9 protein-coding genes are annotated in these 18,671 nt (G+C 31.2%); 4 read left to right on the top strand and 5 right to left on the bottom strand.

Annotated features, from left to right (window positions below; translation table 11 throughout):
- Positions 1–232 precede the first annotated feature (232 nt).
- From M4I21_RS05805 to M4I21_RS05785, 5 genes are read right to left on the bottom strand one after another with little or no spacing between them, the layout of a single operon-like run.
- Positions 233–4,369 carry a hybrid sensor histidine kinase/response regulator transcription factor gene (locus M4I21_RS05805; RefSeq protein ID WP_249558175.1) on the bottom strand — a complete coding sequence of 1,379 codons (4,137 nt, stop codon included), beginning with the start codon at positions 4,367–4,369 and terminating at the stop codon, positions 233–235.
- Positions 4,370–4,425: 56 nt separating this feature from the next.
- Positions 4,426–5,187, bottom strand: a complete 762-nt coding sequence (locus M4I21_RS05800) for a hydroxypyruvate isomerase family protein (RefSeq protein WP_249558174.1) — start codon at positions 5,185–5,187, stop codon at positions 4,426–4,428.
- 39 nt (positions 5,188–5,226) lie between these two features.
- Entirely contained in the window at positions 5,227–6,246 is a 1,020-nt protein-coding gene (locus M4I21_RS05795) for a UDP-glucose--hexose-1-phosphate uridylyltransferase (protein ID WP_249558173.1), read from the bottom strand.
- A 23-nt stretch (positions 6,247–6,269) separates the two neighbouring features.
- Positions 6,270–7,418, bottom strand: a complete 1,149-nt coding sequence (gene galK / locus M4I21_RS05790) for a galactokinase (RefSeq protein WP_249558172.1) — start codon at positions 7,416–7,418, stop codon at positions 6,270–6,272.
- A gap of 1 nt (position 7,419) precedes the next feature.
- Positions 7,420–8,418, bottom strand: coding sequence for a winged helix-turn-helix domain-containing protein (locus M4I21_RS05785; RefSeq protein WP_249558171.1), 999 nt, complete (start codon positions 8,416–8,418; stop codon positions 7,420–7,422).
- Positions 8,419–8,533: 115 nt separating this feature from the next.
- Here M4I21_RS05785 and galE point away from each other — a divergent pair, with 115 nt between their 5' ends.
- The 4 genes from galE to M4I21_RS05765 all read left to right on the top strand — a co-directional run bounded on the left by galE (position 8,534) and on the right by M4I21_RS05765 (position 18,666).
- Positions 8,534–9,565, top strand: coding sequence for a UDP-glucose 4-epimerase GalE (galE, locus tag M4I21_RS05780; protein WP_249558285.1), 1,032 nt, complete (start codon positions 8,534–8,536; stop codon positions 9,563–9,565).
- Positions 9,565–10,551 (top strand): LacI family DNA-binding transcriptional regulator, encoded by a 987-nt coding sequence (locus M4I21_RS05775; protein ID WP_249558170.1) that lies wholly within the window; start codon positions 9,565–9,567, stop codon positions 10,549–10,551. Before galE ends, M4I21_RS05775 begins: the two co-directional genes overlap by 1 nt.
- Positions 10,552–10,787: 236 nt before the next feature.
- Positions 10,788–14,924, top strand: coding sequence for a two-component regulator propeller domain-containing protein (locus tag M4I21_RS05770; protein ID WP_249558169.1), 4,137 nt, complete (start codon positions 10,788–10,790; stop codon positions 14,922–14,924).
- A gap of 709 nt (positions 14,925–15,633) precedes the next feature.
- Positions 15,634–18,666, top strand: coding sequence for a SusC/RagA family TonB-linked outer membrane protein (locus M4I21_RS05765; RefSeq protein WP_249558168.1), 3,033 nt, complete (start codon positions 15,634–15,636; stop codon positions 18,664–18,666).
- The last annotated feature ends 5 nt before the right edge of the window (positions 18,667–18,671 follow it).

The following is an 18,671-nucleotide window of genomic DNA, read 5'->3' as shown; positions in this document are numbered from 1 at the left end:
AATTGGTCTAAAGTGGTTATTTTAGAAATTGAGTTAACAGTACTTTTATAAAAAAATAAAAAGGCGCAAAGCACCTTTTCATTTTCAATAGTAACTCAAAATAAAAACTAATTCTGTAAGTGCTATAATGCTAGCCTTACATTGTAAAGAAAGCTTAGTTTCTACCTTTTTATGTACTTAAACATACATTTAATGTAGTTTTCAGTAAAAACCATTAAAAACCGGCTTTTTTTTACTCTGACTCGTATTTTTTATTAATCTCTGCCGCATACTTCCCTGGAGAAATATTATACTTCTCTTTAAAAATTTTAGCAAAATGCGTTCTACTTTTAAATCCTGTCATAATATACACCTCGTTAACCGCTAGTCCTTTTTGACTAAGTAACTCTGCTGCTTTTTTAAGTCTGTAAATTTTTAAAAGCTCAAACGGTGTTTGGTTGGTAAGCACCTTTACTTTTTGATAAAAATGCGTTCTGTTTAAATACAATTCTTTAGCAAGGCTATTTAAATCGAACTCTTGATTGTCTAAGTTTTCTTCAATTAAACTATATAACTTTTCCAAAAAGGCATTATCGTTTCTATTATTTTTATTATTCTCCTTAGTTAAAGGTATACCTATTTGATACCGCTCTCTAAGTTGTTTACGTGTAGATAACAATGCTTCTGTATTTGTAATTAAACGTTGTACATTAAATGGCTTTTTTATGTATGCATCTGCACCATCTCTTATCCCTTGTAAATGATCTTCTATATTGCTTAAAGCGGTTAGTAATATTACTGGAATATGACTTGTTTTTAAATCAGATTTAATACGTAAACATAAATCTAATCCATTCATCTCTGGCATTTGAACATCACTAATTACAATGTCTGGCCACTCATCTTCCATAGCATCTAAACATTCTTTACCATTTCTAAAGGTTTTTACTTTAAAAAACTTAGACAATAATTTAGATACAAAATTTCTCATTTCTAAATTGTCTTCAGCATAAAAAATTAATGAATCGGAAAAATCTCCTGTAGCAATAATTTTAGCTGGCGAGTTCTCTTGTATTAACTTATTATTTATGGTTACTTCTTTTTCTTTTGGAAGGTCTAAATCTTCTGGAACATCTTTATCTGTAGGCAAATTGCTTTTTACAATTGGCAACCTAACGGTAATTACCGTTCCTTTACCAACTTCACTTTCTGCCTTAATAAAACCATAGTGCATTTCTACCAAGCGCTTAGAAAAAGCCAAACCTATACCAGAACCACTTATGTGGGTATTGTTTTCTTTTTGAGATTGATAAAAACGCTCAAAAATATGCTCTAAATCTACACTGTCTATACCTCTACCTGTGTCCTTTACCGTTACAATTAAATCCTTATCTACACTTTTATAAGATATGGTAATAACATCATCAGAACTTGTATACTTAAATGCATTACTAAGCAAGTTATTAAAAACCTTTTCTAATTTATCTTTATCTGCCGCTACAGTTATTCTACAATCTCCTTTTTCTACTACTAACTTTTTAGAATCGTTTTCTGCCAAAAAGTTAAAATCTATAATTAGGTCTTTTACAAAACCATCAAAACCAAATCTAGAATAATTCATTTTTAATAGGTTAGCATCTGCCCTTCTAAAATCTAAGACTTGCTCTATTAATTGCTGAATTTTTTTTGATTGCCTCATCACAAGATGAAGTTTTTCACTAGCATCTTCATTATTTTTAAATCGGTCTGCTAAAATATCTAGTGGTCTAGAAATAAGTGTAAGTGGTGTTTTTATTTCATGAGATATGTTTGCAAAAAACCGAAGTTTAGCTTCATTAACCTCATTAACATTACTCTTCTCTAATTTTTCTATCTCTACCTTATGGTTTAGAGATTGTATTTTTAAAATAATACGTACAACTACATATATAAAGCAAATAGTAAGCAATGCGTATAAAAGGTAAGCCCAGGTAGTTTTCCAAAAAGGAGGTAAAATTTCTATTTTAAGATTTTTGGGAGCCGTCCATTCATTTAAAGAATTAGATGCCATAACACTTAGCTCATATTCTCCTGGTTGCAACCCATTGTAATAAATTGTTTTTTGATTAGAAGGAACCTCTATCCACTGTTTATTTAATGGTAGCAACCTATATTTTATATTGTGATTTCTAGTGTTAGAGAAATGAAGACTTGCTACTTCTAAAGAAAAAACATTCTCGTTGTGTTTTAATTGAATTTTATTAATATCTCCTATACGCTTATCTAATAAAACTCTATTATTTATGGTATCACCGGGAAAAATATTTTTATTAAAAATTTTAAAATCATCAAACTGTAATTTAGGCAAGCTTTCTTGGTTAGATATTTCATTAGGATTAAAAAAACAAAATCCGTCTAATCCAGAAAATATAAATTTACCGTTCTTCAGTTTTGTACTAGCATACCAAAAATCCTCAAAAGGTAATCCATCAGATTTATTAAAATTTCTGAAACGTCTTTCTTTAACATCAAACTTATTTAAGCCTATATTGGTAGAAATCCACAGGTTATTTTTATCATCTGCCAAAAGACTTTTAACCACATTGTTAGATAAACCTTGCTTTTCTGTATACGGAACAAATTTTGGTTTTGTACTACTACTTTTTTCTACATAACAAATACCTCCGCCTTCTGTACCCAGCCAGAGCTCATCATTAGACAACCTCACCAAAGATGTTACAAAGTTACTTGACAGAGATAAACTGTCGTTTTTATCATTTAGAAATTGTTTTATTTTAGCATCTTTTAAATTTTTGCTAGAATTATTAATTCTGTATAAACCATCTAAATCTGTCCCCAACCAAACATAATTATATAGAGGATCTACATACATAACTCTAGATAACGAGGGCTGATTATCTTTAAAAAAAGGATTATCAAATAAAGATTCTATTTTAATAATTTCTCCTTTGGCATCTAATTTTATTTTAAAAACTTCATCTGCAAAAACCATCCAAATATTACCTTCTTTATCTTCAGTAATTCTCCTTGGTCTAAAAAATTCTTTGTCAACCTTATTATTAATTAAAACTTTTTTTAATTCAGTTTCTCCATTTTTAATTCTAAAAAGACCAGAATTGGTAATCTGAATCCAAAAGTTTTCTTTGGAGTCTACAAAAAAGCCAGCAACTCTGAGTTTATATTTTTCTGGCAAAGAAAAAGGCAAAGGTTCAAAACTACTTGTTTTAGTGTTAAAAAGTCCTACTCCGCCTCTACTGGCAGTTACATAAACTCTATTGGTATCTAAAGCAGAAATAGAGGAGATATTATTAGAAAACAGACCGTGCTTGTAATTAAGATCTGTTGTGTATTTTTTAAAGGGATTTTCATCTACATCAAACTTATAAATACCTTCATTAAAAGTAGACACCCAACAACCCGTAGTAGTTGCAGCCGCAATAGCACTTACACGCATTAAACCTTTTTCAAAATAAAAAGATGATGTTACAGGGTTTCCTTTATTTATAAAGTCTGATACATTGTCTATACGCACTACGCCATCTGTATAAGTTCCCAACCATATATTACCTAGTTTGTCTTTAGAAATACTATTAAATTGATTATCCTGTAGCTTTCTCTCTTTCAATTGCACAGAAAAAGAATCGTTTTCTTTTTTAAACGTAACCACAGAAACTCCTGTAGAACAAGCGGCAATAATTGTTTTATCATCTACCTTTAAAATAGCAGGACTAGTTAAGATACGCTTGCTTAAAACTTTTTTAAATTTTGCTTTTTCTATATTATAAAGCACCAAACCACTAGAGGTAGAAAAAAGGTAGTTATCTTCATCTAAAGCTACAGCATCTAGGTATGAAATATCTTTATTCTCTGAGCCTCCTGGTAAAAAAAACTGATTAACAAAAGTATAATCGTCCTTAAAAATTAAAACTCCGTTGCCTTCTGTGGCACAAAAAACTAAGTTGTGTTTTTTGTTTATTAGTATTTTACGAACTACGGGACCATTATTACCTTTACCTAGTTCTTTATTAGAGTATAGTTTAGTAAACGCCTCTTGTTCATAATTGTAAATAGACACACCTTGGTCTGTACCAATCCAAATATTACCTTTTAAATCTTCACTAATAGTACGTACACGGTTGCTGGTTAAAATGTTTTGTTCTAAAGTATTTTTATAAACTTTAAACTCGTACCCATTGTACTTATTTAAACCCTCATACGTACCAAGCCATAAAAAACCTCTAGAGTCTTCTAATATTGAAGTTACTCCGTTATGAGCTAAGCCCTCTGAAATTGTTAATTTCTGAGAGTAATTCAGTGTTTTCTCCTGTGCATTAGACACATATAAAAAACACAAAAATAGTACTATTACTATATATACTTTTTTACCCATATAAAATTTAGAACGTATTTTCTTTATTGAAAACGCGACAGCTCACAATATAAAAATTATACATCACATATTAAGAATGATTCTCTTAAGGATTGTATTTTATTTTTTGATAAAGGCATAAATTCCTGAGCTACATACCCCTTAAAACCAGTATCTACAATGGCTTTCATAACTGCCGAGTAGTTTATTTCTTGCGTATGGTCTATTTCATTACGTCCAGGAACACCAGCGGTGTGGTAATGACCAAAATACTGATGATTTTTCTTAATTGTTCTTATAATATCTCCTTCTTGTATTTGCATATGATAAATATCAAAAAGAAGCTTAAAACTACTAGAATCTAATTTTTTACACAAATTTACTCCCCATTCAGAGGAGTCGCACATATAATCTGGATGATCTATTTGGTTAAACAATTCCATTTGTAAAACCACATTATGCTTTTCTGCTAACGGTAATATTTTAGATAAGCCATCTACACAATTTTGCATACCAGTTTCCTTATCTAAACCATTACTATTACCACTAAAACATATTAAGTTAGTGTAACCTACAGCGGCTACTTGCGGTATTAATTCTGTATAATTTTTTGTAAGTTGATGGTGGTTTTCCGGATTGTTCCAACCTTGTTCCAAGCTAATTTCTGCACCATTACACATGGCACAATGTACACCGTGTTTAGCAAGTAATGGCCAGTCTTTAGGTCCAATTAAATCTATAGCAGTTACTCCAAGATCTTTAATTATAATTAAAAAATCTTCTAAAGGAGTGTCGTTAAAACACCATTGACAAACACTATGTTTTATATTATTTCGCATGCTACTATAGTTTACTTGCTAAACAGGTTTTATATTATTTTAAATTAAGTCTCTTAACCTTGTTGCTGCTTGCTCTGCTGTTATGTCTCTTTGTGGAGAACCAAACATCTCATACCCAACCATAAACTTTTTAACTGTTGCACTACGTAACAATGGCGGGTAAAAACTCATATGCCAATGCCAATGGCTATTATCCTCACCATTTGTTGGCGCTTGGTGTATACCACTAGAATACGGAAAAGAAGTATTAAAAAGCTTATCATAAGCCTTAGTAATAGCAGAAATAGCATCTGCAAATGCTGTAGATTCTTTAGCTGACAGTTTACTAATATCCTGACTTTGTTTCCTAGGAACAATCATAGCCTCAAAAGGCCAAATTGCCCAAAAAGGAGTAAGCACAACAAAATCATCATTACTATAAATAATACGTTCGTTTGCTTCTATTTCTTGTTGTAAATAATCTCCTAAAAGACTACTTTTATTTTTAGCGTAATATTCTTTTTGCTCCTTTTCTTTCTTTATAATTTCATTAGGCAAGGTAGATTGCGACCAAATTTGTCCGTGAGGATGCGGATTACTACAACCCATTACAGCTCCTTTGTTTTCAAAAATTTGAACGTAATTTATGGTATCATTACTACCCAATTCTACATATTCTTTTTGCCAAGTTGCCACTACTTTACTAATATCATTAACAGCCATATCTGCTAAACTTTTAGAGTGGTCTGGGCTAAAACATATTACTTTACAAATACCTTGCTCACTCTCTGCTTTAAACAAACCGTCGTTAACAGAAAAAATTTTTGAATCGGTTTGCAAGGCTGCAAAATCGTTAGTAAACACAAAAACATCTTTATAATCCGGATTTACTTCTCCGTTAATTCTAGTATTTCCTGCACATAAATAGCAACTAGGATCATGCGCTGGCCTAACCTCATTAGAAATAGTTTCGTTTTGTCCTTGCCAAGGTCTTTTTGCCCTGTGCGGAGAAACTAAAACCCATTCTCCAGTTAGGATATTAAAACGTTTATGTGAAAAATCTTGTAAATCTGTATTCATTTTATAGTAGAATTGTGGTTGTGTTATTTTATTTTTTGTGTCCCGTCTGATAATTTTACGTTGTAAATAGAGCAATCTTTACCAAACTCCTTTTTAAAAAGACTTGAGATTTCTTTTTTAAACGACTTAACTTCAGACTTTAAAATTAGATTAATAGTACAGCCTCCAAAGCCGCCGCCCATCATCCTTGCACCTAAAATATTTGGGTTGTTTTTTGTGTTGTTTACTAAAAAATCTAGCTCTTTACAACTTACTTTAAACTGCGTACTTAAACCATTATGAGATTTATACAACAATTCTCCTAGCTGTTTAATATCATCAGCTTTTATAGCTTTAGAGAATTCTTGAACTCTTAAATTTTCTTCAATTATATACAATGCCTTTTGGTAATCTTCTTCTGTAATATCTGATTTAATTGTATTTAAATCTGATACAGTAGCATCTCTTAAAGCCTTTATATTTAACTTATTAGATACTTTTTCGCAAACTGCTCGTCTATCATTATAAGCACTTTCAGATAAGTCATGCTTTACATTGGTATTAATTAACAGCAACTTATAATCGCCAAAGTTAATTTTATACAACTTAGATTTAATAGTTCTACAGTCTAATAATAATGCACTTTTTTTAACACCAAACATACTTGCGTATTGGTCCATTATTCCGCATTTTACACCTGCATAGTTATGTTCTGCTTGTTGTGAAATTAGAATCATTTCCTTTTTAGGAATACCCAATTTAAACAGTTTATTTAAACCAAAAACCACACTGTTTTCTAATGCTGCAGAAGACGACATACCCGCACCACCGGGAATATTACCTGCAAAAACAATATTAAAATTACCTAGCTCTATGCCTCGTTTTTTTAGCTCTGCAACAACCCCCAAAATATAATTACGCCAGCCTCCATTTTCTAAAGGAGAAACAGTATCTAAACTAAATTGGTATGTTTCCTCTTTATTTAAAGCATAAACCGTAGACACTTTATTTTTACTTTTTTGAATAGCTAAAGCAATACCTTTGTTTATAGCTGCAGGAAAAACAAAACCATCATTATAATCTGTATGCTCACCAATTAGATTAATTCTACCCGGAGAAAAAACCATAAGTGGCTTAGTTTTAAATGTATGTTTAAAACTATTTTTAACCTCTTTTATTAACTTCTTATTCATTTTATAATGAGTTTCTGACTATTAAACTATTTGGGTTCTCTATTTGTATATTCTCGTTAGATAATATCATTTCTGCTAAACGTTCGCCCATAGTATTAAAATTGGTAGATATTGTAGTAATACCACCTTCTACAACTTCCTTTAAAAGACTATCGTTATAGCAAATAATACCTATGTCCTTACCCAAAACTAATTGCTGTTGTTGTATCTTTTTTATTAAAATAATTAAACTTCTATCATCCAAAATAAAATACAATTCTCCCTTAACAGGGGTACATTCTTTTATGCTAGAAACTAGTTCTTGTGCAATAGCATTATTTTTACAAAAAACATTAAACCCCTCTAAAATACCTTGTGGTTGCTTCTGTTGTGAGAACAACAAAACCATTTTTTTATATTTTTTAATTGACAAAGAGCATTCTTGTAAGCCTTCAAAAACGTTCTTTTTAAAGTTCTGATAAATTGCAGGGTATTCTGCCAACTCCTCGTTGGTCTGGTCCAATATATAAACCTTGTCTTTTGGTAGTTTTTCTACAATATGCTTAATGTTTTGCAAGTTGGCCGGCATAAGTACATAATACTTATAGTCACCAATATTATCATAAATTAATTTTGAAAAAATAGCTGGGTTAAAATGATGAAAATAAATATCTACCTGTACATTAGCTCCTAATCTTTCTAAAAAAGAATTATACAAATCTTCTTTAAAAGAGTTTAGCTCATCAAACAACAAAAAAACTTTTTGTACTACATTAACATTTTCACTAATTAAATAGTATCCTTTACCAGCTATAGACTGTACAATACCACGCGTTTTTAGCTCATTAAAGGCCATTAAAACCGTATCTCTGGATAGTTTATGTTGATCTCTAATACTATTTATAGATGGTAACTTATCTCCTTTTTTTAATGCACCAAGTTCTATAGCCTCCTCTACAGAAGCTATAATTTGTTTATACTTTGGCACACCAGAATTGCCTTTTATAGAAACTATACCCATATGACAAATATAAAATAAAAAAGCAAAATAACAAACTAGTAGGTACTAGTATGGTTTTTAATTTATTTTCCTTAATATAGCTACTTCAAATTAACGCAACTAAATAATTTAGATGATGAAAAATAAGATAATTGTAACCGGAGGCTGTGGTTATATAGGGTCTCATACAGTTATAGAACTGTTAGAAAGTAATTTTGAAGTTGTTATTTTTGATGATTTATCTAACTCTACAGAAAAAACAATTGATAGAATATCACAAATTACGGGAAAAACACCCACTTTTGTAAAGGTCGATTTAAAAAACGAAACAGAAACTGATAAGGTATTTACAGCACATAAAGATGCACTAGCAGTGATACATTTTGCTGCACATAAAGCCGTAGCAGAATCGGTAAAAGAGCCATTAAAATATTATCAAAATAATTTTTACTCGCTTATAAACTCTCTTAATTCTCAACTAAAAAATAACATTACAAATTTTATATTTTCATCTTCTGCAACTGTTTACGGTTTACCTAAAACCTTACCTATTACAGAAAAGAATAAGACCAAACGTCCGTTCTCTCCTTATGGTAACACTAAAAAAGTAGCTGAAGAAATACTAGAGGATTTGACAAATTCTGATCCTAATTTTACCGCAATATCTCTTCGTTACTTTAACCCTATTGGCGCACACGAGTCCGGTTTAATTGGTGAATTACCAACTGGCATACCTAATAATCTCATGCCGTATGTAACACAAACAGCTGCCGGAATTAGAGAAAAGCTTATGATATATGGTAACGACTACCCTACTAAAGATGGTACACCAATTAGAGATTATATCCACGTAGTAGATTTAGCAAAAGCACATGTTTTAGCTGTAAAAAGATTAATTAACAAGGAACAAGAGAAGTCTTTTGAATATTTTAATCTAGGTACAGGCATTGGCTACTCCGTTTTAGATATTGTAAAAACGTTTGAAAAGGTCACCAACTCTAAACTTAATTATGAAATTACAAGCAGAAGAGAAGGCGATGTTCCTAAGTTGTATGCCGCGACTAAATTAGCTGCAAAGAAATTAGGTTGGACACCTAAAAGGGAGTTAAATGAAATGATAAGTTCTTCTTGGAAATGGGAACAAAACGTAAGAAAAGAACAAAAATAATGATACAAACAAGACCTACATTATCGCAAATATCAAAAGCATTAGATTTGTCAATATCCACTGTGTCTAAATCGCTTTCAGATAGTTCAGAAATTAGTATAAGTACCAAAAATAAAGTACGCGAATTTGCTCGTAAATGCAACTACAGGCCAAACAGTTTTGCTGCTAGTTTAAGAAGGGGGTACACCAAAAATATAGGTTTAATTATACCTAGTGTTTTAAACCCTTTTTATGCGAAAGTATTAGTTGGGGTAGAAAAATATTTAGACGAAAATGGATACAAATTAATAACAAGTATTAGTAACGAATCTGCAGAGAAAGAAGCAAAGTACCTGAGCCTCTTAGGTAGTGGATATGTAGATGGGGTTATTATATGTGTATCTAAAGAAACTGAAATTACAAATAAATACAAACACATAGATACGCTTATAGGACAAGGTACGCCACTTGTTCTGTTTGATAGAATTAGTGATTTAAAAAGGTGTGATAGTGTTAGAATTGACGATTATAAAGCATCTTTTGAGGCTACTGAGTATTTAATAGTAAACAAAAATTGTAAAAAACCAATTTTGGTATCTCTAATTAACCAATTGCAACACGGTAAATTAAGAGCAAAAGGATTTACAGATGCGTTAAAAAAACATCATATTTCTACAGAAGATAGTATTATCGATGCTACAACTATAGAAGAGTTAATTTCTAAAGTTAAGCCTGTATTACAAGAAAATAATATAGATGGCATTTTTGGCGCAAATGATTTGGCGTTGGCACAAACTATGGATATAGAGAGAAACTTAAACACGGTTAAAATTGCATATACAGGCTTCTGCAACAATTCTAAAATAGCATGGAATCCCGCACTTAGAATTATAAATCAGAATGCCAAAAAAATGGGAGAAGAAGCTGCTAAACTTGTAATACAACGCATAAAAATCACCAATACTACAGAGTTTTACACTCGTACAATTAGAACAGAATTTGTTTAAAATTTTGCTATACTAAACCAATTTTAACAAGGGTACCAAAGAGATTAGTACCCTTGTTAAAATACCATTATCTCATAATTTAGTTTAGCTTATTTATACCTTTTTAAAACAAAATCTACTTACATTTTATAGCTAATTTCAACTTAAATTAACATTAATTTAAGCAATTAGTTCATTTTCTTCTCTAACTAGATTTTAATTTATAAATTGTACAGGCAAAAAACCATGCGCTTTTTATGAGAAAAGTATTGCTTATTATCTTCTTATACCTAATCTCTAATACTGTCTTTTCTCAAGATTTATCTAAAGAATATAATTTTGTAAGTATTAAAGAAGGCATCTCTAAGGTTGGTGTATCTACAATTGTACAAGATCATCACGGATTTATGTGGATGGGTACTAATGGTGTTGGCCTATACCGTTACGATGGCATAGATTACACATATTACAAGCACATTTTAAACGACTCTACATCTATAAGTAGTAGTTTGGTTTATTGCTCTTATTTAGACAAAAGCAATAGACTCTGGTTTGGCACTGAAGAAGGCTTAAACGTATATGATAGAGATACCGATCAATTTAAAAAAATACACCTTACTACAGAAGAAAAAGATAATAGTAAAAACATATCTATACGTAGTTTAGAGGGCGATAAAAAAGGAAATCTATTTATTGGCACCTATGAGCAGGGATTGTTTAAATTAAATTTAGAAACCCTAGAGGCTAAAAAAATACAAAATCAATACAAATATATCCCTATTAGCATTTATGCGCTACGGCTTGATAACAACAATAAAATTTACGCAGGCACAAGCATTGGTTTACAAGAGTTTGATTCTAACACAAATACTTTAAAGCAATCTTTACTAAATACAGATGATAACTCGTCTGCCCTTAAACATCCCATACAATCTTTAATGGTTGATAAAAAAAATAACATTTGGGTGGGTACAATTGGTAACGGACTATATAAAATTGATAATCTACTAAATACATATCACTTTTCAATTTCTGATAACAAGATTTTTTCTATTATTCAGCTACCAGACAACACCATTATGTTAGGCTCAGAGAACAACGGCCTTTTTCATTTAAACTCTAATGGCAGTATTATAAAAAGATATCTTTCTAGTAAGACTGATGAAAAAAGTATTCTATACAACTCTATTTGGTCTTTATTTCTTGATAAGAATGAAAGAATCTGGATGGGTTATTACAATTCTGGTGTTGCTGTTTATGATAAGTTGTATGATAAATTTAAAAACATAGAAAGTTTAAATAACACTCAAAATTCGCTTCAAATTGGTTCTGTAACGGGCATTTCTCAAGATAGTCAGGGCAAACTTTGGATTAGTATGGATGGTGGTGGTATAGATGTGCTAGATCCTAAAACAAATAAATTTACTCATATAAATTTAAAAGAAAATAGCACTTATTCTGGGCTTACCAGTGATTATATAGAAGCTATTTTTATAGATAGCAAAGAAAATATCTGGGCGACTAGTTGGGATAATGGTATATACATGTTAAGAAAAGGAGAAACTAAGTTTACTCACTTTAACATAGAAAACACCAATGGTAATTTAAGTTCTAACACCGTTCTTAGTATAGATGAAGATTCTGAAGGAACTATTTGGATAGGATCGTTTTATAGAGGTTTACATTCCTACAACCCAAAAACTAAAAAAATTACGCATCATAATACAGAAATTTTTGTAAAAAATGATATTACTATTAGTGATATCTGGAAAGTTTTAATAGATCATGAAGATAATATTTGGCTTGGTACAACTTTAGGGTTATTTAGAGTTAAAAAAACAAACAATGGTAATTTTATTGTCACTCCAATGTCTGCTAGGATGTCTAAAGAATACAAAAACCAAGCAAGTGCTAGCCATATTTTAACACTACATGAAGACAGCAAAGGAAGTATATGGATTGGCACTAAAGGTGCAGGTCTGTGCAAATACAATGTAGCAGAAGATAGCTTTAAATGGTATAATAAATTTAATGGTTTAACCGAAGAAAATGTATCTGGAATTATAGAATGTACAGATGGTAACATTTGGGTTACAGGTAACGCAGGTATCTCTAAAATTATAGAAAAAGATAATAGCATTACTAATTACACAAGTAACGACGGTTTATTATCTAACGACTTTAATATAAATGCAACCTATAAAGACAGTGAAGGAAAACTGTATTTTGGTAATTATAAGGGTGTAGATTATTTTAATCCTAAAAATATACAAACCAACAAAACACTAACTTCTATTTACCTAACAGATTTTAAACTTTTTAATAAAAAGGTTACCCCAATACAAGCTAAATCGCCCTTAAAAAAAGTTATATCAGAAACAGATAGCTTAACATTAAGCAGCAAACAGTCTGTTTTTACAATAGAATATTCTGGTATTAACTACACAAGGCCAGAAAAAAATGAATATGCTTATTATTTAGAAGGATACGAGAAAAACTGGAACTATGTTGGTAATACCAGAAATGCTACTTACACAAATTTAGATGCTGGCAATTATGTTTTTAAACTAAAAGCATCTAATAATGATGGCGTTTGGAATGAAGATCCGTTGGAATTAAAAATTACAATATTGCCCCCTTGGTGGAAAAACATTTGGGCACTATTGGCCTATGTTATTCTTTTTCTTTTGGGTGTGTACATTTTAAATAAAATGACACAAAGCAGAATAAAAGAGAAACAGCTTATTAATAATGAAAGGGATAAAAGACTGCAAGAAAAAGATTTAGACGAGAAAAAATTTCAGTTTTTTACAAATATCTCTCACGAATTTAGAACACCTTTAACACTTATTTTAAATCCATTAGAAGATATTATTAACGATAGTACTATTAGTTTACCTGCTCGTACTAAAGAAAAACTAAACATAATACATAAAAACACAGATAGACTTTACCGATTAATAAATGAGCTTTTAGATTTTAGAAAATTAGAACTTAACAAAATAAATATTAAAGTAAGAGAACTTAACCTTATTGCTTTTACTAAGGAAATTGCAAGTCATTTTAAAGAAGAAGCAAATTCTAAAAACATTAATTTATGGGTTAGCTCTACTATAGAAGATTTAGCTATCTGGGCGGATGAGAACAAATTAGAAAAAATAATATTTAATATTTTATCTAATGCAATGAAGGTTACTCCTAATGGAGGAGCTATAAAAATTAAATTAGAACCAAAAAGTACACTAGCAATACTACCGCTTGTTAATACCACCAGGCCAGTTAGTGCAATTAAAATTACGATTTCTGATACTGGTCCCGGATTAAAAAAAGAACAAGTAAAACGAATTTTTGAGCGCTTTTACCAAGTAGACAACCTTAACAAAACATATTATGATGGCACAGGTATTGGCTTAGAGGTTGTAAAAAGTTTTGTACAACTACACAAAGGTAAAGTAGAGGTTAATAGTATTGTTGGTAAAGGCACAAAGTTTAAAATTATACTCCCTGCAGGTAAATCTCATTTCTCCGAAGATGAAATTTTACAAGATGCCGTTAGTATTAACGCTAAACAAGAACGCTTTTCTTCAGAAGAAATAGACACCCAAATGGATACTTTAGAGATAGAAAACAGCTCTAATCTACACTCGCTCCTAATAGTTGAAGACAATACTGAACTAAGAAATTATCTAAAAAACGAACTAAAACATTTGTATAGAGTATTAACCGCAGTAAATGGATTAGAAGGTTTAAAAATTGCAAAAGAAGCTTTGCCCGATGTTATAATTACAGATATTATTATGCCAGAAATGAATGGCTATAAGTTCTGTGAAAGCATTAAAAATGACCTAAAGACAAGCCATATACCACTACTAATGCTTACTGCAAAAGCTAGGATAGACGACCGTATAGAGGGCATAGAAAAAGGCGCAGATGCCTATATGGTTAAACCTTTTGATATGCGATTACTTAAATTAAGAGTTTCGCAACTCATAACCAGTAGACAACTCATTTTTAATAAATATTTTAGTTTAATAAATGATGTGCCTAAAAATATAAATACAACTTCTTTAGATAAAGAGTTTATACAAAAAGTACTTGTATACATTAATGAGAACATAGGAGATCCGGACCTAAATGTAGAGTCATTAGCATATGAATTAAACTTGAGTAGAAGTCAGTTTTACAGAAAAATAAAAGCACTTACCAACCAAACGGCAATTGAGTTCTTAAGAAATATACGTTTACAAAAAGCGAAACAAATTATAGAAATGGGTAACACAAATATTAGTGAGGTATCTTATAAAGTAGGGTTCTCTTCTCCATCTTACTTTACAAAGTGTTTTAAAAACTATTTTGACCTGCTACCCACAGATATTAAACCAACAGACTCCTAGTTCTAAAGTTAACTTAAGCCTATTTAATCAATTACTTTTCTTTAATCAATACAGGTACTAAATACAATACATATTTACGTCTAATACAAAGGTTATTACAATTCTTTTTATGGTACAATACTACTACTTAATTACCTCGTAAGGGTGTGTTGTAAAGAGCTTCATATATCTTACAAATACAACTAAAACCACAGAAGCATAGACATCGTTTTCATGTATTCTGTATTTCATAATTAGTTTTAACTACAAAAGAATTAAGATATTTAGTACCCACAAACACACAAATTACTATAACCATAGTACTACAGCACCACAACAAACTCCCCGCTACTAAAAGGTATGTTGCATACAATGCTACAAATGTTGCAAATACCTGGTATTACTGCATATTGCTGCAAATCCTGTCATAAACGCTTTATATGTTTTACCAACTAGCAGGGTTCTTTATATATATTTGGAACTATGAAGATTAACTATTCCAGATGGAGACGCATCGTAGAAATTGGCTTAATAGCAGCAATAATTGCACTCCTCGTTTTTATTATTACTTACATAATATAAACAATAACTTTTTACAAAACGTAACAACTAGAATAACTATATAATTAATGAAGAAAGCCTATGACAAACAACCCAAAAACGAATTAAAACTAAAAACTAAACAATTATAACTCACAAAAAACTAATTTACTAACTTAAACTTTTTAATATGATAATAAGGTTAAAATACGTGATTGCTACACTGGTAATTATCTTTACACAAGCAGCATTCTCGCAGACAAAAACTGTAAGCGGAGTTGTTACAGACCAAAGCGGTATTCCGCTAGGTGGCGTAACTGTTCTTGTATCTGGAACCACTAATGGTACCAGTACAGATTTTGATGGTAACTATACTATTGAAAACACTAAGGCTACGGACAAACTAGAGTTTACCTATATAAGTATGGTAGCTCAGACAATTCTTATTGGTAGCAAAACAACAATAAACGTAACACTAAAAGAGGACGCACAAGCCCTTGACGAAGTTGTTATTGTAGGTTACGGTTCTAAGAAAAAGAGCTTAGTAACTGGTGCCATCTCTAGCATAGATAGCGAAGACATTAAAAGCGCATCTGGTCAAAGAGTAGAACAAGTATTACAAGGTAGAACTTCTGGTGTTAGTGTTTCTTCTTCTTCTGGTGCGCCAGGTTCTGGAGCAAAAATTAGAATTAGAGGTGCTGGTTCTAGTGGTAACTCAGATCCTTTATATATAGTAGATGGTATGAAAACTTCTTCTATAGTAGATATAGCTCCTGGAGACATTGCTAATTTAGAAATTTTAAAAGATGCTGCTTCTGCTGCAATATATGGTACAGAAGGTGCAAATGGTGTTGTAATTATTACAACTAAAAAAGGTAAAATTGGTGGTTTAAAAGTTGGCTTTAACACACAAATAGCAATACAAACAGTTAAAACCAAAATGGATTTAATGAATGCTGATCAGTTTGTAAAGTATATGAACGAAGCAGGACAAGCCAATGTTGTTAATAACGGTTATGATACAGATTGGATAGACGAAACATTTAACGATGCTTTTATGTTTAGAAATGATGTTAACCTTTCTGGAGCAACAGAAAAATTATCTTACTATATGTCTGCATCTAACTTAAACCAAGATGGTATTGTAGGTAAAGGAAATTCTTCTTTTGAGCGTTCTACATTTAGAGCTAACGTAAAAGTAGATGTAACTAAATGGCTAGAAGCTGGCGTAAATGCTACCTACTCTATTACAGACAAAAACGGTATACAAGAAAACAGTGACACTAGAGGTGTTATACAAAATATGTTAATTATAGACCCATTAACTCCTGCTACTTATGCTAATGGTGCAGTACCACAATCTGTAATAGATAAGGCGGCAAATAACAATGTACCATTATTAACAGATAGTAATGGTAATGTATATGGATATCCAAGTTATTCTACTGGTGAGGTAATTAACCCTGTAGCATTTGCGAACAGTATTAATAAAACTATTACAGATACAAATCAGTTTTTAGGTTCTGCTTATTTAAAATTTAATTTATTTGAAGGATTCTCTTTTACATCTAGATTTGGATATGAAAATGGAGAAACTGAAGTAAGAAACAATGTAAATCCGTATTACGTTTCTTCTGAAGCTTCAAATACTAAATACACGACATCACAAACTAAGTACGAAACTAAAAAGTGGTTGTGGGAAAACTTTGCAACATACACTAAGTCTATCAACGACCATAATTTTACGTTATTAGCTGGTTATTCTGCTGAGCAAACAAGATTTAAAACAACATTATCTAGAAATGGTTCTGTAGACATAGATCAATTTACTGGATTCGATTTAGACTTACCTGGTTACACTGTAGAAGTTAAGGATATTTTACCTGCCCCTGATAATATGGTTTCTATGTACGGTAGGTTATCTTATGATTTTGCGGGTAAATATTTATTTGAAACATCTATAAGAAGAGATAGATCTGATAAATTCCCAAGTGCTAATAAGGCTGGTACTTTCCCTGCTTTTTCTGCAGGTTGGTTATTATCTAAAGAAGATTTCTGGAAAGAAGATTCTAAAATAAACTATGCTAAATTAAGAGCTAGTTGGGGACAAAACGGGAGTAGAAGTAACCTTATTGGTAACTCTGACAAAACGTATGTTATTAGAGCAATTAACGGTACAGGTATAAACTACGAAGGTTTAACAGGAGCACAGATTTCTGGTTACTCTAACCCTAATTTAGTTTGGGAAACATCTGAACAGTTAGATTTTGGTGCAGATTTTAGAGCTTTTGAAAACAGATTAACCTTATCTGTAGATTATTACAAAAAGACTACAAGAGATGCTATTGTTAATGATGGTAGTTTAATTACTCCTGGTTCTGCTGGTTTTCAGTCTAACGAATTTAACGCTGGTACTATAGAAAACAAAGGTTGGGAATTTGAACTAGGCTACGGAGATACAACTAGTAGTGGTTTTAGGTATGATATTAACGCTAACTTATCAACCCTAAAAAATGAAGTAACAGAAATTTTATTTGTACCAGAAGGTGCATCTATAATTGGTGCTGGTGCACAACAGAATCCAGATGGTGTTACACGTTTTACACAAGGGCAACCTTCTTGGTACTTTTACGGTTACGAAACTAATGGTATAGATACTGCAACTGGTGAAGTTATTAAGGTAGATACTAATGGTGATAACATCATAAATAATGCAGATAAAGTTAATGTAGGCTCTCCTCACCCAGATGTATTGTTTGGTGGTAACATTGCTTTAGGATACAAAGCTATTGATTTTAATGTACAGTTTCAAGGTACTATTGGTAACGATATTTTTGCTACGTACCACCAACCTTCTAGACCTATAACTAACAAACCAGTACATTTCTATAACGAAAGATGGACACAACCTGGTGATGTTGCTACTTTTCCAGGAGCAGCTAATGTTATAGATTCTTACGATACAGATTTAATGGTAGAAGACGGTTCTTATATGAGAATTAAGCAAATACAAGTTGGGTATACATTACCTAAGAAAATTGCAGAAAAACTACGCATTAACAATTTAAGAATGTATGTATCTCTAGACGACTACTTTACATTTACAGATTACAAAGGTTTAGATCCAGAAATTGGAAACTTTAGCTATAACTCTATTGGTGTAGACAGAGGTTTTTATCCTACAGCTGCTAAAACTGTTTTTGGTATTTCATTAGACTTTTAATAAAA

The organism is Cellulophaga sp. 20_2_10 (assembly GCF_023476645.1).
Classification (GTDB): Bacteria; Bacteroidota; Bacteroidia; order Flavobacteriales; family Flavobacteriaceae; genus Cellulophaga.
This window is presented reverse-complemented; position numbering and strand designations above follow the sequence as displayed.